Origin of the sequence: Actinomadura sp. NEAU-AAG7 (genome assembly GCF_018603865.1) — a bacterium.
Classification (GTDB): domain Bacteria; phylum Actinomycetota; class Actinomycetes; order Streptosporangiales; family Streptosporangiaceae; genus Spirillospora; species Spirillospora litoris.
This window is the reverse complement of sequence record NZ_JAHFZY010000001.1, coordinates 1,183,734-1,201,041: the sequence shown is the minus strand read 5'-3', so window position 1 is coordinate 1,201,041 and position 17,308 is coordinate 1,183,734. Positions and strand designations below refer to the sequence as shown.

Here is a 17,308-nt window from a genome sequence, read left to right as displayed (position 1 = left end):
CGAAGGCGACGGAGCGCGGGGCCGACGGCCGCAGGACCGGATGGCGGAGGGGGTAGGCGTTCGCAGGAGCGCGGAGGCCGGCGGCGCAGGGCTGGAAGGTTGGAGGGTGGCAGGGGCAGGAGCTGGGGGCCGTGGATCCGGGGGGATGGGGGCCGTGGATCCGGGGGGTGGGGGTCGTGGTTGGGGGTGTGGGTGGCGGGGGATGTGGGGGCGGGTGGCGGGGGAAGTGGGGGCGGGTGGCGGGGGAAGTGGGGGCGGGTGGCGGGGGAAGTGGGGGCGGGTGGCGGGGGAAGTGGGGGCGGGTGAAATAGGGCTGTGGGGTGGGCTGTTGGCTCGGTCATGAGTGCACCACACAGCAGTGCTTCGCAGCGGACGGCTGTCCGGATCGAGCAGAGTGGTAAGCGCGTCAGGGCTTACCTTGGCGGCCACCTGGTCGTTGACAGCACTTCGCCGTCTCTCGTCTGGGAGAACCCCTACTACCCCAGTTACTACCTGCCGGTGACGGACGTGCGGGCAGAGCTTGTCGAGGATGGGCCGGGCCAGCATTCGCCGAGCCGTGGGGACGCCACCCTCTTCACCGTGAAGGTGGACGGTAGGCAGGCGCCCGGTGCCGCCCAGCGCTACACCGAATCGCCGATCGAGGAACTGCGCGACCTCGTCCGGCTGGACTGGGACGCCATGGACGCCTGGTTCGAGGAGGACGAGGAGGTCTTCGTCCACCCGCGCAGCCCTTATACGCGTGTCGACATCCTGCCCAGCTCCCGGCACGTTCGTGTCGAGGTGGACGGGGTGACGGTGGCGGAGTCGTCCAGCCCGCGTCTGCTTTTCGAGACGGGACTGCCGGTGCGCTACTACCTGCCGAAGACGCATGTCCGGATGGATCTGCTGGAGCACACGGACACCATTACCCGCTGTCCCTACAAGGGCGATGCGGAGTATTGGTCGGTGCGTGCGAACGACAAGGTTCACGAGGACATCGCCTGGTCGTATCCGTCGCCGCTGGACGAGAGCCGCAAGGTACTCGGTCTTGTCTGCTTCTACAGCGAGAAGGTCGACATTTACGTGGACGGCGTCCAGCAGGAGCGTCCCAAGACCAAGTTCAGCTGATCAGAGGCGCATGTGACGGTGCTGTTCCGCCTCCGCTTCGGCTTCAAGTGAGCGGAGGCCGAGCAGCGATCGGGCTCCCGGAGGTGATTGCGGTGCTGTCGTCATGCTTGTGGGGCGCCGGGATCTGGCGGTGAAGCCTTTTGGCTGTTCTCTCCGTTGCCATTCATCTGGAGTCGGCGCCGATAGGAGGCTGGGAAGGTTGGCGAGGGGTCGGTCTTCTCGTGCTGGGGTTGTGTGGGTGCGCGGCGCATTTTTGGCGCGACTGGTGGGCTAGCCCAGGGCTTGGGCTACGGGGAGGTAGAGGCGGCCGAGGTCGTTTGCGATGGGGGCGCCGTACTCCATCACCGTGGTGGTGAACGCTGCCCGCAGTCCTCGTTTCTCGGCCCAGGTGATGATTTCCGGGTGCCTGGTGTCGATGTCCAGCCGCGACAGCTCGTTGACGGCCAGGTCGTCCAGCAGGGTTGTGGCGGTCTTCTCGTCCTGCGCGATTACGGGGCCCATCATGGTTTGCGGGCCGTTGCGCCAGCGGCCTCCGAATCCTTCCAGGGCACCACCGACGTTTCGGATGACGCGGAACTCATCACAGAAGGACGGCATTTGACGCATGAGAGCCGCGCGTTTCGCGCCGAAGACCTCGTTATCGAGGGCAACTACATCTGAGATGTCGTCAGGTTCGGCTGGGGCGGACGAGTTGTTCGCAGGACCCAGCAGGTCGGGCATGACTCCCGTGTAGGTCACGCAGTGTCCGACTGAGCGGAACCCGAGGCGTTCGTACACCGGACGGCCGTACTCGGTCGCGGTGAGGCACAGGCTCGCGGTTCCCGCGTGTTCCATCGCGTACCGCATGAGGTTCCCGGCGATGCCCCGCCGCTCGTGGCGCGGTGCCGTGAGCACCATGCTGATGGCCGCGACATCGGGCCCGTAGGGGGTGGACACGACCGTGCCGAGCAGGCCGTCTCCGTCCGGGTCGTCGAGGCCGTACACGTTCCCGACCTCGAAGAGCAGGCGCCACTTGCGGTCTTCGGCGCCCCAGTCACGGCTGACGGCGAGCCGCTGGCAGGCGGGCAGGTCGTCCAGGTCGAGCCGCCGTACCGCCCCGTCCATCGGGTCCCCCTCCGTTTGCTACACGGACCCTAGGGCGCCTCAGTCCGGGATTCCAACCGGTTAACGAGAGGCCCGGATCGTTCGCTCGGGGGACGAGGATCACCCGGCAGGGGGAAGGACGATCAGGCGCGGCTCACGAGACTCGGTCCCATGGTGATCATGTCTCGCAGGGCGGTGCTGGCGGCCGGGGTTGTTTCAGTGCTGGGGGCGACCTCGTTCGTGCAGCCCGGGACCGCGTCCGCGACGGAACCTGCGCGGAAGGCCCGGCTGTCCCTCCCGGCTCCCACCGGCAGGGCCGAGGTCGGGGCGACGGACCTTCATCTCGTCGACCGTTCGCGCCGTGACCCGTGGGTGTCGTCCAAGCCGTACCGGGAGTTGATGGTGACCGTCCGGTACCCGGCGCGGGCCACCCTCGGCTATCCCGTGGTACCGCAGATGCCCGCCAAGGCCGCCGAGCATTTCGACGCCGTGGTGTCCGAAGGGGACGATCCGCTCGTCCCGGCCGGAAGAGTCGACTGGGCTGCCACCAGCACCCATTCGTATGCGGGGACACCCGTCGGTCGGCGGGGTGAACGTCATCCGGTGGTGCTCTACTCGCCGGGCCATCGGACGCCGCGCGCGCTCGGCACGCTGCTGGCCGAGGATCTGGCGTCGCGCGGATATGTCGTGGTCTCCATGGACCACACCTACGACCCGAGTGAGGTCGAATTCCCCGGCGGCCGCGTGGAGCCCCATGCCCAGCCGCAGGAGACCCCGGAGAACATCGGCGCGCTGCTCGCCAAGGAGGTGGCGACCCGCAGCGACGACGCCCGGTTCGTTTTGGACGAGATCACGCGGCTGAACCGCGGCCACAATCCCGACGCGGGGCAGCGGCCGCTGCCGCGCGGGCTTCGAGGCGCGATGGATCTGTCCCGCATTGGCATGTTCGGGCATTCCCTTGGCGGTGCCGCGTCGGCCCAGACCATGCATGACGATCGACGTGTGGGAGCTGGGATGAACATGGACGGCGGGATGCTGTTCAATGGAACGCCGATCGGTTCCGTTTTCAAGAACGGCCTGTCCCGGCCATTCCTGCTCATGAACTCGGACCCGTTCGATCACACAGCTCCGGAGCTTCAGCCCTTCTGGGACAACCTGCGCGGCTGGCGTCGAAACACACAGCTCAAGGGCTCGGCGCATAATTCCTACACCGACCTCGTCGCGCAGGTGCCGCAGTTGTTCAAGGCCGGGTTGATATCCAGGGAAGGCGTCATCCAGACGATCGGCACGGACGACCCGTCCCGCGCCGCCCGCGCGCTGGACGCCGAGCGCGCCGTGGCCGGGTCCTTCTTCGACCTCCAGCTCCGCCACCGCGATGACCACCTGCTGGACGGCCCGACGCCCCGCTTCCCCGACCTGAGGTTCGTCCCGTGACCAAGGCAGGGCCCGCCACGCCCCGTACCGTCCCGCTTCCTCCCAGTATGTCGAGGGAGACCCAGGCCGAAACGGCCGCGACCTAGTTTCAAGATCCTCTTCCGTGCGGGCCCCGCCGCAGGTCAGGATGATCCTTGCCGGACCTCACCACCCACGGGAGCCTCACCATGACCCACGACTCGCAGGACGACTCGATCAAGCGGAACCTGGACACGTCCATCCCGCATTCCGCGCGGGTCTGGAACTACTGGCTCGGCGGTAAGGACAACTATCCTCCCGACCGAGCGGCGGGCGACCACTTCATCGCGACGTTTCCGAGCATCGTCGAGATCGCGCGCCAGTCCCGGCTGCTGCTCGGACGGGTCGTCCGGCACCTCGCGGGGGACGAGGGGATCCGGCAGTTCCTCGACATCGGCACCGGCCTCCCGACCGTGGACAACACGCACGAACTCGCGCAGCGCGTCGCGCCGGACGCCCGGATCGTCTACGTCGACAACGACCCCCTCGTCCTCACGCACGCCCGCGCCCTGCTCACCAGCACCCCCGAGGGACGCACCGCCTACATCGACGCGGACCTGCGCAGCCCCGACCAGATCGTCCAGAAGGCCGCCGACACCCTCGACTTCGACGAGCCCATCGCGCTGATGCTGATGGGGATCCTCGGCCACATCCCGGACGAGGCGCAGCCGCACACGATCGTCCGGAATCTGGTGGACGCGCTGCCGTCCGGCAGTTTCCTGTCCATCTGGGACGGCGTGAACGTGGTCACCGGCGACGCCTTGGAAGCCGCCCAGGAGGATTACAACGAGGGCGACGCCGACCCCTACTACCTGCGCAGCCCCGAAGAGATCGCGCAGTTCTTCGACGGCATGGAACTGCTCGACCCCGGCGTCGTGACGATCTCCCACTGGCGTCCCGCCCCGGACGCCGAAGAGCGCGGAAACCTGAGGGAGGTCGACGCCCTCTGCGGAGTCGCCCGCAAACCCTGAACCGCGACGCCCCTACCGAGCCGCCGCCCGCCAACGGATCTTCGCTGGCGGGTAGGTGTGGGCGCTTCGTGTTATCTGGGTGAGGGGCCCTGATCAGGTGCGACCCCGGATCAGGTTGGGTCGTTGTAGTGGGCTTCGTGTTGTTGGCGGGGGGAGCAGACGGAGGCGGACGGGCAGGAGCAGCGGCGGGAGCCGACCTTCACCGTCACGCGGTCACCGGGCACGTTGTAGCCGATGACCTGGCCTTCTCCCTCGGGCGTGCTCACCCGGGAGCCCAGGCGGGGTGCGCTCTCCTTGAATTCCATGTAGAGCGGGTGCTCGTATTTCAGGCAGCACATCAGACGTCCGCAGGCGCCCGCGATGCGCAGGGGGTTGACCGGAAGGTCCTGTTCCTTGGCCATGCGGACGGACACGGGCTCGAAATCCTTGAGGAACGTCGCGCAGCACAGGTCGCGGCCGCAGGGCCCGATCCCGCCCTGGAGACGGGCCTCGTCGCGGGGGCCGACCTGGCGGAGTTCGACGCGGGCCTTGATGCCGCGGGCCAGGTCGCGGACGAGGGCGCGGAAGTCGACGCGGTGCGGCGCGGTGAAGTAGATCTTGAAGATGTTCTCGGCGTCGAGGTAGTCGACGCCGATGACCTTCATCGGGAGGTCGTGCTTGCGGATCAGGCGTTTGGCGATCGAGCGGCCCTCGGCGCGGCGGCGGCGGTTGGCCTCGTCGCGGGCGAGGTGCTCGTCGGCGGCGGGTCCGGCGCATTCGGGGAGGCCGCCGATGTCGTCGGAGACCCATTGCGGCGCCCAGACGCACTCGGCGACCTCGGGGCCCGCGTCGGTGGGGACGAGGACCTTGTCACCCACCTTCGGCGTGTGCGGGCCTGGGTCGAGGTAGTACAGGCGGCCGTACCGGGTGAAGCTGACTGCCATCACCATGCCCACGGTTTCGCTCCGTTCGCCCGATTCCGTGAGACACACTCTATGACGTCTTGTCCGGTTGGCTCCGCTACGCGCCGTTGATTACCAGGCGGCGTCGGTGAGATCGCGCGCGTCCATCAGCGAGCGGTCGGCGAAGAGGCGGCCGTCGGTGAAGGAGATCAGCAGGTGGCGGCCGGTGTGGTCGGTGTCGAGGACGGACACGCGACCCTTGGACGGCTGCCGCGCGATCGTCTTCGTCGGCCTGCGGGCGCCGGGCGTGAACGCCTGGAGGGTGATCTGTCCGCGGTCGGCGAGCGCGGCGATGACCTGCCGTCCGTCGCGGGTCAGGACGGCGTGGGACGCGCCCCTCGGCAGGTTCAGGACGGGCTTGCTGGCCTTGAGGTCGCCGGACGGGCCGCTGGTGTCGAGCGCGCGGACCTGGTGCCGCGCCTCGGTCACCTTCCCGTCGACGCGGCGCAGCGGGCTCCAGACGAAGGCGAGAGTGTCACCGGCCCATGAGAGGCTGCCCACGTGGGCGGGGAGGCGGGTCGTCCACGATTTGCGGGCGCCGGTGCGGGCGGAGACGACGTCCAGCCGGCTCCGCGTGCCCCGGTAGGTGACGTAGGCGATGCGGTCGCCGTCCGGGCTCACGGCCTGGTCGGAGTAGGCGGTGGAGACGCCCGCGAGCGTCGCCTTGGGGAGCGGCTGGAGGGCGGACGGGCGGCCGTCCTCGTCCAGCTTGAGGCGCTGGAACACGACCTCGCGGGAGGGCGAGTAGGACGAGACGGTGAACGTTCCGGCGCGTCCCGACGAGACGCGCTGGTAGCGGCTGCCGGACGGCGCGGCGACGGGCAGGCCGGCGGTGCCGCCGCGCAGGTCGCGGACGACGAGGGCGGTCCCGGTGTCGCGGACGCCGACCACGAAGCGGGACGAGGAGGTCTGCTCGCTCTTGGACGCGGGCTCGGCCTCGTGCTTCTTGCTCGACGCGCGCTGGCGGTTGTGGACGACGTCCACGCCGCCGCCGATGACCAACGCCATCCCGGCGGCGACACCGACCGGGAGGAGCCCCTTCCACGCGGAGCCGATCCGCGATCTTCCGTCCATGGGGTTGCCCCGCACCAGCCTCTCCGCGCCCGTCCAGTCGTCCAACCTGACGTTTCTACCTCATCTACCTCTCGGCAGACAGCCGTCAACGGCTCGTTATCAGTTCGATGCCTCGCGACGGCCGACGTCGAAGCGCGGCGCAGGTCAGGTGGTGAGGGCCGCCGGGGCCGCCCGGAAACCCGGTCGAAGGCGGGCCCCGAAGAGGCCCGACGGAGAGAGCCGGGACCGTCCCCCGTGAGCACGGACGGGCTCAGGGCGCCATCCGCCGAGCAAGTCCGGGCGCTGGTGGAGCGGACGCGCCAGGCGGGGCAACCGTCAGCAAGGAGGGCGAGCCTGCCGCGACGGGCCGGTCACCTGACGGGCCGACGCCTAGCAGATCCGGTGTATCGCGGACGTATCGAAAATCTCAGACGCCGCTGCCACACTCTCCCGGCTGCACTGGACGGGAGGGCCTGTGGCGCAGCGAGGATCGCGCTCTACCTGCGGAGGCGGCGTGATCAAGGGGTGGCAGGGCTGGTTCGGCACGTTCACCGGCATGATCCTCCTCACGATGCTCACCCTGCCCCTGGTCGCACTGGCGATAGGAGCCCTGGCGCGCCACCGCACGGCCACGGGGGTCCCGCGGCCGTGGGCGTTTCGCTCGTCGCTCGCCGAGATCGGCATCGTCTACGGAACCGTTCCGCCCGTCTGGATGATCATGCTGCCGGGCGGCCATGCCGGGGAAGTCCCGGGACGGGTGAGCCTGGTGCCGCTGCGGGACCTGTTCTCGATGCCGACCGGCCAGATCATCGGCAACCTGCTGGTGTTCGCGGCGCTGGGCTCCCCCGCCCCGATCCGGTTCGCGGCGCTGGCCTCGGTGCCCCGGATCCTGGCGCTCGGCGCGGCCTGCTCGGCCCTGCTGGAGACCGGGCAGTACGTCCTGCGACTGGACCGGGTGTCGTCCGTGGACGACGTCCTGCTCAACGCCGGTGGCGCCGGACTGGCCGCGCCGGCGTCGCGCCGCTGGTGGCGCGATACGTCCGACACGCCGCCTGATCGTCTTCGACCCGTGCCGGGACGGGCCGCGGGGTGACCGCGCCCCGGACGTCCGGGGGCGGGTCAGGCCGGTTTCAGGGCGGCGCGGATCTCCTCCAGGAGCTTCGGCATCGCCGCCTCCACCATCTCCAGCGCCAGGTCGAAGTCGGCGCGGCCCCCGTAGTAGGGGTCGGGGACGTCGAGGTCGGGGCCCGCGTCCGGGTCGAACTCGCGGAGCAGCCGGACCCGGCCGCGGGCCTCCTCGTCCGGCGCCATCGACCGCAGCGCCCGCAGGTGGCCCCCGTCCAGCGCGATGATCAGGTCGTAGCCGTCGAACCAGCCCGGTTCGAACCGGCGGGCGATGTGCGCCGACCGGTAGCCCGCCCGGTGGAGCGCCGCGACCGTCCGCTCGTCGGCGCCGTCGCCCGCGTGCCAGCCGCCCGTGCCCGAGCTGTCCACCTCGACGTCCAGGCCCTCGTCCTCGATGTGGTGGCGCAGCACCCATTCCGCCATCGGGGAGCGGCAGATGTTGCCCGTGCATACGAAGGTGACCCGGTACGGCATACCGCAATCATGCCCGAGGCTTGTCCTCGACGATGACGGTGTCGACCCCGGGCAGGCCGATGACCGCCTGCTGCACGAGCTTGACGCCGTCGTTCGAGACCTGCACCCGGAAGGCTTCGGGGATGTCACCGGGCTTCACGGTCTCCCAGTGCTTCTTGTCGGAGAACGCCCTCTTGACCCGTTCGTACGCCTGGAGCTTCGACTCGTACGCGACCTGACGCACCTGCCTGATGTTCGCCAGCCTTTCCTTGATGTTCGCCTTCTGCGCATCGGTCGCCTCCGCATGCCCGCAGGACGCGTTGCTGGAGGTCTTCGTGCAGAGGTACACCGCCACGTGCTTGTCCTCGGGAGGCGAGGACGCGGCACCGCCCCCGTTCCCGGTCAGGGTTTTGCCGCCCACCACCAGGCCGCCCACCACCAGGCCGCCTATCAGCACCAGCGCCACCGCGCACGCGGAGGCCAGCACCGCCGGACGCGCGAGACCCGAACGGCGGGACACGGGTGAACGCATCGGCGGGACGTCCTCGGAACCCATCGTGTCGCCCACGGTCTTCAGCGCCTCCCTCAGCCGATCCTCGGTGCTCTTCACTTCTCCCCCTCCAGAATGCGGCCCAGCGAGGCGAGCGCCCGGGACGTCGTGGACTTGACCGTGCCGCGACTCACGCGCATGGCGTCGGCGATCTCCTCCTCGCTGAGGTCGCAGAAGTAGCGCAGCACCAGCGCCTCGCGCTGCCGGGTGGGGAGGCGGTGCAGGGCCTCGACGACCTCGCGCCGGTCCTCACCGACCATCGCCTCCGATTCGGCCGACCAGACCGGCGGCTGGTGGACGGCCCGGAACGGCCTCCTGCGGCGTCTCAGCGCCGTCCTGGAGCCGTTGAGGACGGCCGAGCGCACGTAGGTCAGCGCGTTCTCCCGGTCGCGCAGGCGCGGCCACCGGCGGTAGAGCCCGGCGAACGCGTCCTGGACGACGTCCTCGGCCGTCCCCCGGTCGCCGATCATGACCAGGGCGAGGCGCATCAGCCCGAGCGCGTGCCCCCGGTACAGCTCGGTGACCGCCCCGGACGCGTCCATGGGCGCCTCGCGCGGCGGAGGCTCGTCGAACACGGTCTCGGTTTCCATGTCCCAGAGACGCCGTCCGGCCTCATTGGTTGCCTCCGCCACGGGAAATTCCTCACACCGCCGATGCGAGGGGCTCGGCGGAGGTCAGTGCTGGACGGCGCGCAACGCGTCCACGATCCCCTCACCGTAGAACCCGTTGCGGCGCGCGCGCCCCTCGCAGGTCTGCGTCGAGGTGTTCTTCACCCATTTGCCGTCCGTCAGCTTGTACCAGACGTACTCGACGGTGTTCGGGCTCGGGCAGGGCGTGGCGGTCGCGGTGCCGCGCAGGACGCGCTCGACGACCCACGGGTCCAGCGCGAGGCGGCCGCGGCCGTCCGGCCTGCCGTACCTGCTGATGATCAGCGCGGCGACCCCGCCGGCGTGCGGCGCGGCCATCGAGGTGCCCTGCATCGACTGGTAGTAGGCGCAGGTGCCGTTCTTGCAGCTGCGGACCACGCTCGGCACCTTCGGAGTGCCGTCCGGGTCGAGCTGGCCGCGCAGTCTCGCGATGTGCTCGGGGTAGGCGGCCCAGATGCCGCGCCGGTCGTCGGGCCTGCCGTCGGGGGCGTCCGCCTTGTCGCCGCCGGGCGCGGCCACGGCGACATGGCCGTCGCCGAAGCTGCTGTAGTAGGACTTGCGGGTGCTGGGCCCGGTCGCCGAGACCGGGATCACGTGCTCGCCCTCGGTCGGCATCGACAGGCAGTTCGCCGAGACCGTCCGCTTGTGGGGCTTCTCTCCCGGGACGGACGGGAAGTTCGGGCTCGCGTTGTCCGCGTGCGGCTTGGTGTAGTCGACGAGCTGGTTTCCCGCGGCGGCGACCAGCGTGACGCCGTGCTCGTGCGCGAAGTCGAGTGCGCGCTGCGTGGCCGCGATGATCGTGCGCTGTTCGAGCCGGTCGGCGGGCGAGTCGGCGGGGTTGTCGGCGCAGCTCCAGATCCACGGATCCACGAAGTAGGACATGTTCACGACGTTGACGCCGATCTTGGCCGCGTAGGTCAGACCGTCCACCGTCGGCTGGAGGTAGAACTGCCCGGAGTCCTGGCCGACGCGGATGTTGACCAGCGAGACGTTCGGCGCGACGCCCGAGATGCCGAGGCCGTTGCGCGGCGCGGCGATCGTGGACGCGACGTGCGTGCCGTGCTCGTTGTCGTCCCAGTCCACCGGGTCGACGCACGACGTGAACTCGCAGGGCCCGTCGAGCTCCCTCCCGTCGACGTCCTTCGGGATGTCGTGGGTGAAGTTCCGGCTGAGCTCCTTGTTGAAGTTCGCCTTGATGTCGGGGTGGTCCCCGTCGATACCGGTGTCCAGGACGCCGACCAGCACGCGCCTGTCGCCCGGTTCGGTCTCGTAGGAGCCCTCGTCGGTCGCGTGGATCTGCTTCATGTCCCACTGGAGGTGGGCCAGAGGCTCGGTGTCCTTGCCGGGCCTGCCCGGCACGAGAGCGCCGGTGCCGGTGGCCGTCTCGACCTCGGTGGACGAACGCCCCTTGGGCGCCTCGCCTATCACGCGGTTGTGCGCGACGCCCTCCAGCGCGCGGTGCTCCATGGCGTCGGTGGTGAAGTCCGGGTTCCTGGAGACGACCGTGGCGACACCCACGTCGGTGTTCTCGTGCACGATCCTGCCCCCCGCCGCCTTGACGGCGGCGTGGGCCCTCCCTGGGGAGACGTCCTCGTTGTAGAGGACGACGTACTCCGACGCCGCGCCCTCGTCCCGGGACCGGGACCGGTCGGGAGCGGCGGACGCCGGGAACGCGAGGGCCATCGTCGTGGCGATGGCGCATGTGGCCGAGATGGCCGAGATGAGGGCGTGCCGCACAGCAGACCTCCTGGCGTGGGGGGAGCTTGCCCAGGTTCGCCGGGCTCGGCCCGTTCGCCGGACTCGGCCAGCCGACCGTACGTCCGACCGCGTTGAGAGAGGCGTACGGGAATGTAACGAAAGAGGACAACTCTTGTAAGTCGTCCGGCTGCACCGTTCCCACCGCGGGCCATGGTTCAGGACGTGCGCAGGGCGAGGGTGAGCGCCTCGACCGCGAGCAGCGGGTTGACGTTGGCCTCCAACCGCTCCCGGCAGTCCATGATCGCGTCCAGCCGGCGGAGCGTGTCCTCGGGACGGCCGCCGCCCGCCGCGCTCCGCAGCTCCGGCCCCAGCTCGGTGTTGACCAGCTCGCTGCCCGCCCCGAGCTGCAACGTCAGCACGTCCCGGTAGTAGGAGGCGAGGTCGAGCAGCGCCCGGTCGAGCGCGTCGCGCTTCACCCGCGTCGCCCGCGACTTCTGCCGGTCGTCGAGCTCCTTCAGGGCACCGGCGGTGCCGCGCGGCATGCGCCCCTTCGCGCTCTCCCCGAGCGCCTGCCGCAGCGCGGAGGTCTCGGTCTCGTTCAGCTCCTCGGTCTGCGCCTTCGCCTCCGCCTCGGCGGCCTTGACCAGCGCCTCCGCCGCCGTCACCGCGGGCCCGACCCCGGTCAGCCGGCGCGGCACCGCCAGCACCTCGGCGCGCCGCGCCCGCGCCTGAGGGTCGGTCGCGAGCCGCCGCGCGCGGCTGATGTGCCCCTGCGCCGCGCGCGCGACGACGTCGGCGGTCTCCCGGTCGACCCCGTCCCGCTGGACGAGGAGGTCCGCGACCGCCTGGACCGGCGGGGTCCGCAGCGTCACCAGCCGGCAGCGCGACCGGATGGTCACCAGCAGGTCGTCGGGCGCCGGGGTGCACAGCAGCCACACCGTGCGCGGCGGCGGCTCCTCGATCGCCTTCAGCAGCGCGTTGGCGGCGGCCTCGGTGGCCCGGTCGGCGTCCTCGAACAGCACGATCTGCCAGCGCCCGCCGCTCGGCGACGACGAGGCCCGCAGCACCAGCTCGCGGGTCTCCCGCACCCCGTAGGACAGCCCCGCCGGACGGACGACCTCCAGGTCGGCGTGCGTCCCCTGGAGCACCTGGTGGCAGGACGCGCAGTGCCCGCACCCGCGCGGAGCCTCCAGGCATTGCAGCGCCGCCGCGAACGCGCGCGCCGCCGCGGAACGTCCGGCGCCCGGGGGCCCGGTGAACAGCCACGCGTGCGCCATGCCGCCCGCCTCACCGGCGGCGGATGACAGTTGCGCGACGACCGGCTCCTGGCCCACCAGGTCATCCCACACGCTCATGGGCAAAGGCTAGTCGGTGATGATGGGGAACGTGCTCGTGACATCCTCGGTACCGGCCGGTATCGGGTCGGGCAGGATCTCGCGGATGCGGTACTGGATCTCCCGGCTCAACTCGCCCTGCGGACGGCTCGCGTCCAGCACCAGGTAGCGCTCGGGCTCGGCCTCGGCGAGCGCGTGGAAACCGGCGCGGACCCGCTCGTGGAACTCGTCCGGCTCGGACTCGATGCGGTCGGCGGGCGCGGACAGCCGTCCGAGGCCCGTCCGCGGCGGCACCTCCAGCAGGACGGTCAGGTCGGGGATGAGCCCGCCGGTCGCCCAGTCGTTCACGCGCGCGATCTCCTCCACCGGCTGCTCGCGGCCGTACCCCTGGTAGGCGAGGGACGAGTCGACGTAGCGGTCGCTGACCACGATCGAGCCCCGCTCCATCGCGGGCCTGATCACGTTGGCGACGTGGTCGGCGCGGTCGGCCGCGTACAGCAGGCTCTCGGCGCGCGAGGACAGCCCGGTCGTCTCCCGGTCGAGCAGCATCGCGCGCAGCCGCATGCCGATCTTGGTGGCGCCGGGCTCCTGCGTGGCGACCACGTCGTAGCCGTGGTCGCGCAGCCAGATCGCGGCGAGCCTGGCCTGCGTGGTCTTGCCCGCGCCCTCGCCGCCCTCGAACGCGATGAACACCCCGCGCTCGCGGCGCGCGACCCGGCGGTCCTCGGGAGCGGCCTGCTCCGGCGGCGTGTAGACGCGGCCCTGCAACGCGGCCCGCAGGTCGGCGACGAGCGGGATGCCGTGCCGGTCGTCCAGCCGGCGGAACGCGACCAGCCCCGCGAGCAGGGCGAGCAGGCCCGCGATCAGCATCGCCGCGCCCGTCCCCTGGAAGTCGTAGTCGCCGTCGCCGAGGTCGTAGTGCCGCGAGCCGATCACCCCGGCCAGCGGCGGGACGGCCGCGGCCACGACCAGCGCGGTGACGAGCGCGACCGACCTCGGGAACGCGTCGGGACGGTCCTGCGCGAGGTCGTCGGAGGGCTCGTCGGAGGGCTCGTCGCCCGCGAGGACGGCGGACGCCGTGGACCACGCGGCCCCCGCCGCGACGCCGAGGAACGCCGTCACGAACGCGACGACGACCAGGTTCTGCACGAGCGAGACCACGACCAGCGCGAGCGCGGCGGCGATCACCGCGAGGCCGAGGAGGCGGCGGCGGCTGAACGGTCCGAGCACGCGCGGGCCGAGGAACAGCCCGAACCCGAGGCCCGAGGTCAGGCCGGTGAGGACGGCACCGTAACCCGCGTCCCCGCCGCCGAGGTGCCCGGTGTGCACGCGCGCGACCGCGACGACCGCGCCCGCCGCCAGCGCCACGCCGACGACCGCGAGCCCGAGCCCCCGGACGCCCGGCACCCGCGGGCCCCGGAACAGCGTCTTCACCGGCGAGAACGTCTCGACCGGCTCGCTCCCCGGCACCTCGCCGAGCGCGGCGACCCCGGCGGTCGCGGCCAGGAACACCCCGGCCGTGACGTAGAGCGCCAGATCGGCGCGGTCGCCCTCACCGAACGCGCCCTTCGCGATCAGCGCGACGAACGCGAACACCACCGCCGCGACGGGCGCGGGCCAGCACATCGCGCGGGCGGCGGAGCGCCGGGCGGCCGGGCGCAGCTCGTCCGGGACGAGCCCGGCCGGAGCCGTCGCCGCCACCGCCGACCACGCCACGCTCACGCAGGCCACGAGGAACGCGGCGGCGAACGTCCACGGCAGCGCGTCCAGCAGCGGCACCGACAGGACGATCAGGAACCGGAGCGCGTCGGCGACCAGCAGCGTCAGCCGCCGGTCGAGCCGGGACAGCGCCGCGCCCGCGAGCGGCGCCAGCAAAACGGCCGGGACCAGCAGCGCCACCAGCACACCGCCGACCGCCTGGGCCCGCGCGGCGGCGTCGTCGCCGCGGGTCAGCGTCGCGGCCATGGCGGTCAGCGCCGGGACGCTCAGCCAGTGGCCGAGGCCCGACACCGACAGTGCGATCCAGAGCCGCCGGAACGGCCTGATCGACGAGAGAGACGAAACGCCCGGCGGCGCGGCGGGGTGCGGCCGGGTGGCGCCCGTTCTGGTCATGTCGGTCAGGGTATCGGCGTAGTTGTCCCTAGGAACCGGACTTTGCGGAGGTTCGGCGGCGCGTTGTCGTCTTCTTCTTGCCGCCACCCGCCGCCACCTTCTCACGACGCTCCGCGAGCAGCTCGGCGGCGCGCTGGATGGTGATCGACTCGACCTCGTCGCCCTTGCGCAGGCTGGCGTTGGTCTCGCCGTCGGTGACGTAGGGGCCGAACCGCCCCTCCTTGACCACCACGGGCTTCTTGCTCGCCGGGTCGTCGCCCAGCTCACGCAGCGGCGCCGCCGCCGCGGCCCGGCCCCGCCCGCGCTGCTTCGGCTGCGCGAACAGCTCCTTGGCCTTCTCCAGCGTGACCGTGAAGAGCTCCTCCTCCGAGCCGAGCGAACGGCTGTCGGTGCCCCGCTTGATGTAGGGGCCGAACCGCCCGTTCTGCGCGGTGACGGGCTCGCCGTCCAGTTCGCCGAGCGTGCGCGGGAGCGACAGCAGCTTCAGCGCGTCGTCCAGCGTGACCGTGTCGAGCGACATCGACTTGAACAGCGAACCGGTGCGCGGCTTGGGCGCGTCGGCCTTCTTCGTCCGCTTCTTCTTCTCGCCCTCGCCGGGCGGCGCGGCCTCCGGCAGGATCTCGGTGACGTAGGGGCCGAACCGCCCCGACTTCGCCACGATCGTGTGGCCGGTCTCCGGGTCCTTGCCCAGCTCGCGGTCGCCGGACGGCTGCGCGAACAGCTCCTCGGCCTTGTCGGCGGTCAGCTCGTCCGGCGCGATGTCCTCGGGGATGTTGACCCGCGCGCCCTCGCGGTCGAGGTAGGGCCCGTACCGGCCGACGCGGACCATGATGTCGCTGCCCTTGAGCGGGAACGAGCTGATCCCCTTGGCGTCGATGTCCCCGATGTCCTCGGTGAGGTCCTTCAGGCCCTCCTCGCCGTTGTCGCCGAAGTAGAACCGGGTCAGCCAGCGGACGCGCTCGGCCTCGCCCCGGGCGATCTCGTCGAGGCCGTCCTCCATGTGGGCGGTGAAGTCGTAGTCGACCAGGTTCCCGAAGTGCTGCTCCAGCAGGTTCACCACGGCGAACGCCAGGAACGAGGGGACCAGCGCCGTCCCCTTCTTGAACACGTAGCCGCGGTCGAGGATCGTGCCGATGATCGAGGCGTAGGTGGAGGGCCGCCCGATCTCGCGCTCCTCCAGCTCCTTGACCAGGCTCGCCTCGGTGTAGCGCGCGGGCGGACGGGTCGAGTGGCCCTCGGCGTCCACCGCGAGCGCGCTCAGCGGGTCGTTCTCGGTCAGGTTCGGCAGCCGCCGCTCCTGGTCGTCCCGGTCGGTGGACGGGTCGTCCGCGCTCTCCACGTACGCCTTGAGGAACCCATGGAAGGTGATCGTCTTACCGGTCGCGCCGAACTCGGCCGTCTCGTTCCGCGTCGAGACCCCCGTCACCCGGATCGAGACCGACTGGCCCGCCGCGTCCTTCATCTGGGACGCGATCGTCCGCTTCCAGATCAGCTCGTACAGCCGGAACTGGTCGCCGGACAGCCCCGTCTCCGCCGGGGTGCGGAAACTCTCACCCGCCGGGCGGATCGCCTCGTGCGCCTCCTGCGCGTTCTTCACCTTGGAGGCGTACACGCGCGGCTTGTCGGGCACGTACTCGCCGCCGAACAGCGAGGCCGCCTGCCGCCGCGCCGCCGTGATCGCCGTCTCCGACAGCGTGATCGAGTCGGTGCGCATGTAGGTGATGAAGCCGTTCTCGTACAGCTTCTGCGCGACCGACATCGTGTACTTGGCGGAGAAGCTCAGCTTGCGGCTGGCCTCCTGTTGCAGGGTCGTCGTGCGGAACGGCGGGTAGGGCTTGCGGGTGTAGGGCTTGCGCTCGACCGACTTCACCGCGTACGGCCGCTCCCGCAGCCGCTCGGCCAGCGCGCGCGCCGCCGCCTCGTCCAGGTGCAGCGCGTCCTTGGTCTTCAGCCGACCGTCGGAGGCGAAGTCGCGGCCCTGCGCGACGCGCTTGCCGTCCACGGAGATGAGCCCGGCCTTGAACGCCGTCGGCTCCTCGTCCTTGCCGGTGTCGAACTGCGCGGCGATGTCCCAGTAGTGGGCCGGGACGAACGCGATCCGCTCCCGCTCGCGCTCCACCACCAGCCGCGTCGCCACCGACTGCACCCGGCCCGCCGACAGCTTCGGCATGACCTTCTTCCACAGGACGGGGCTGACCTCGTACCCGTACAGGCGGTCCAGGATGCGGCGCGTCTCCTGCGCGTCCACCAGCCGCATGTTGAGCTGCCGCGGGTTCGCGGCGGCGCGCTGGATCGCGTCCTTGGTGATCTCGTTGAAGACCATCCGGTGCACCGGCACCTTCGGCTTCAGGACGTCCTGGAGGTGCCAGGCGATCGCCTCGCCCTCCCGGTCCTCGTCCGTCGCGAGGAAGAGCTCGTCGGCCTCGGCCAGCAGCTTCTTCAGCTTGGCGACCTGCGCCCGCTTGTCGGTGTTGACCACGTAGAGCGGCTCGAAGTCGTGCTCGACGTTCACGCCGAGCTTGGCCCACGGCTCGCCCTTGTACTTGGCCGGCACCTCCGAGGCGCTCCCGGGGAGGTCCCGGATATGGCCGATACTGGACTCCACGATGTAGCCACGCCCAAGGTACCCGGCGATCGTCTTCGCCTTCGCGGGCGACTCGACGATCACCAGGCGCGTACCGGCGCCATTGTTCCGGCCACTGCTCGCGGTGCCGTTCTTGGCTGGCACAGTCGCTCCAACCTCGCTGTCTGGTCTTCTCGCTCAGATCTTCTGGCTCAGGGT

The 17,308-nt window shown here is 70.9% G+C and carries 14 protein-coding genes; 4 read left to right on the top strand and 10 right to left on the bottom strand.

The features are described 5' to 3' along the window. Window positions 1-339: 339 nt before the first annotated feature. Entirely contained in the window at window positions 340-1,107 is a 768-nt protein-coding gene (locus KLI87_RS05525) for a DUF427 domain-containing protein (protein WP_156214555.1), read from the top strand. 270 nt (window positions 1,108-1,377) lie between these two features. Here the strand turns inward: KLI87_RS05525 and KLI87_RS05520 are convergent, their stop codons facing one another. Further along, window positions 1,378-2,211 (bottom strand): GNAT family N-acetyltransferase, encoded by an 834-nt coding sequence (locus KLI87_RS05520; RefSeq protein ID WP_214616065.1) that lies wholly within the window; start codon window positions 2,209-2,211, stop codon window positions 1,378-1,380. Between the two features lie 150 nt (window positions 2,212-2,361). On the opposite strand from KLI87_RS05520, the gene KLI87_RS05515 reads away from it, so the two are divergent. Then, complete coding sequence (locus KLI87_RS05515) at window positions 2,362-3,624, top strand: lipase (RefSeq protein WP_214616064.1); 1,263 nt, start codon at window positions 2,362-2,364, stop codon at window positions 3,622-3,624. A gap of 167 nt (window positions 3,625-3,791) precedes the next feature. Further along, window positions 3,792-4,613: an SAM-dependent methyltransferase gene (locus tag KLI87_RS05510; RefSeq protein WP_214616063.1), complete on the top strand. Its 822-nt coding sequence runs from the start codon at window positions 3,792-3,794 to the stop codon at window positions 4,611-4,613. A gap of 110 nt (window positions 4,614-4,723) precedes the next feature. Here the strand turns inward: KLI87_RS05510 and KLI87_RS05505 are convergent, their stop codons facing one another. Further along, on the bottom strand, window positions 4,724-5,536 hold the full coding sequence (locus KLI87_RS05505) for a stage 0 sporulation family protein (protein WP_374225417.1): 813 nt from the start codon (window positions 5,534-5,536) through the stop codon (window positions 4,724-4,726). A gap of 90 nt (window positions 5,537-5,626) precedes the next feature. Next, window positions 5,627-6,673 carry a hypothetical protein gene (locus KLI87_RS05500; RefSeq protein ID WP_250903485.1) on the bottom strand — a complete coding sequence of 349 codons (1,047 nt, stop codon included), beginning with the start codon at window positions 6,671-6,673 and terminating at the stop codon, window positions 5,627-5,629. Between the two features lie 448 nt (window positions 6,674-7,121). On the opposite strand from KLI87_RS05500, the gene KLI87_RS41425 reads away from it, so the two are divergent. Continuing rightward, a complete protein-coding gene (locus KLI87_RS41425; RefSeq protein ID WP_214616062.1) occupies window positions 7,122-7,700 on the top strand; it encodes a VanZ family protein in 579 nt (192 codons plus the stop codon). Between the two features lie 26 nt (window positions 7,701-7,726). On the opposite strand, the gene KLI87_RS05490 is transcribed toward KLI87_RS41425, so the two are convergent. The 7 genes from KLI87_RS05490 to topA all read right to left on the bottom strand — a co-directional run bounded on the left by KLI87_RS05490 (window position 7,727) and on the right by topA (window position 17,254). Then, window positions 7,727-8,206: a low molecular weight protein-tyrosine-phosphatase gene (locus KLI87_RS05490; protein ID WP_156214560.1), complete on the bottom strand. Its 480-nt coding sequence runs from the start codon at window positions 8,204-8,206 to the stop codon at window positions 7,727-7,729. Window positions 8,207-8,213: 7 nt separating this feature from the next. Then, complete coding sequence (locus tag KLI87_RS05485) at window positions 8,214-8,795, bottom strand: permease-like cell division protein FtsX (RefSeq protein ID WP_214616061.1); 582 nt, start codon at window positions 8,793-8,795, stop codon at window positions 8,214-8,216. After that, entirely contained in the window at window positions 8,792-9,325 is a 534-nt protein-coding gene (locus KLI87_RS05480) for a SigE family RNA polymerase sigma factor (RefSeq protein ID WP_214616060.1), read from the bottom strand. Before KLI87_RS05480 ends, KLI87_RS05485 begins: the two co-directional genes overlap by 4 nt. Before the next feature lie 84 nt (window positions 9,326-9,409). Then, window positions 9,410-11,119 (bottom strand): S8 family serine peptidase, encoded by a 1,710-nt coding sequence (locus KLI87_RS05475; RefSeq protein ID WP_308165857.1) that lies wholly within the window; start codon window positions 11,117-11,119, stop codon window positions 9,410-9,412. A gap of 176 nt (window positions 11,120-11,295) precedes the next feature. Then, the gene (locus KLI87_RS05470) at window positions 11,296-12,435 is read right to left on the bottom strand and encodes a DNA polymerase III subunit delta' (RefSeq protein WP_156214562.1); all 1,140 of its coding nucleotides are present in this window, start codon (window positions 12,433-12,435) and stop codon (window positions 11,296-11,298) included. Window positions 12,436-12,444: 9 nt separating this feature from the next. Further along, the gene (gene tmk, locus KLI87_RS05465; protein WP_214616059.1) at window positions 12,445-14,526 is read right to left on the bottom strand and encodes a dTMP kinase; all 2,082 of its coding nucleotides are present in this window, start codon (window positions 14,524-14,526) and stop codon (window positions 12,445-12,447) included. A gap of 28 nt (window positions 14,527-14,554) precedes the next feature. Then, window positions 14,555-17,254: a type I DNA topoisomerase gene (gene topA / locus KLI87_RS05460; RefSeq protein ID WP_214616058.1), complete on the bottom strand. Its 2,700-nt coding sequence runs from the start codon at window positions 17,252-17,254 to the stop codon at window positions 14,555-14,557. Between the last annotated feature and the right edge of the window lie 54 nt (window positions 17,255-17,308).

Bases quoted from the DNA above. Each gene is read 5' to 3' on its own strand.
- KLI87_RS05525 (WP_156214555.1), top strand. From the start codon at position 340: ATGAGTGCACCACACAGCAGTGCTTCGCAGCGGACGGCTGTCCGGATC.
- KLI87_RS05520 (WP_214616065.1), bottom strand. From the start codon at position 2,211: ATGGACGGGGCGGTACGGCGGCTCGACCTGGACGACCTGCCCGCCTGC.
- KLI87_RS05515 (WP_214616064.1), top strand. From the start codon at position 2,362: ATGGTGATCATGTCTCGCAGGGCGGTGCTGGCGGCCGGGGTTGTTTCA.
- KLI87_RS05510 (WP_214616063.1), top strand. From the start codon at position 3,792: ATGACCCACGACTCGCAGGACGACTCGATCAAGCGGAACCTGGACACG.
- KLI87_RS05505 (WP_374225417.1), bottom strand. From the start codon at position 5,536: ATGGCAGTCAGCTTCACCCGGTACGGCCGCCTGTACTACCTCGACCCA.
- KLI87_RS05490 (WP_156214560.1), bottom strand. From the start codon at position 8,206: ATGCCGTACCGGGTCACCTTCGTATGCACGGGCAACATCTGCCGCTCC.
- KLI87_RS05480 (WP_214616060.1), bottom strand. From the start codon at position 9,325: ATGGAAACCGAGACCGTGTTCGACGAGCCTCCGCCGCGCGAGGCGCCC.
- KLI87_RS05470 (WP_156214562.1), bottom strand. From the start codon at position 12,435: ATGAGCGTGTGGGATGACCTGGTGGGCCAGGAGCCGGTCGTCGCGCAA.
- tmk (WP_214616059.1), bottom strand. From the start codon at position 14,526: ATGACCAGAACGGGCGCCACCCGGCCGCACCCCGCCGCGCCGCCGGGC.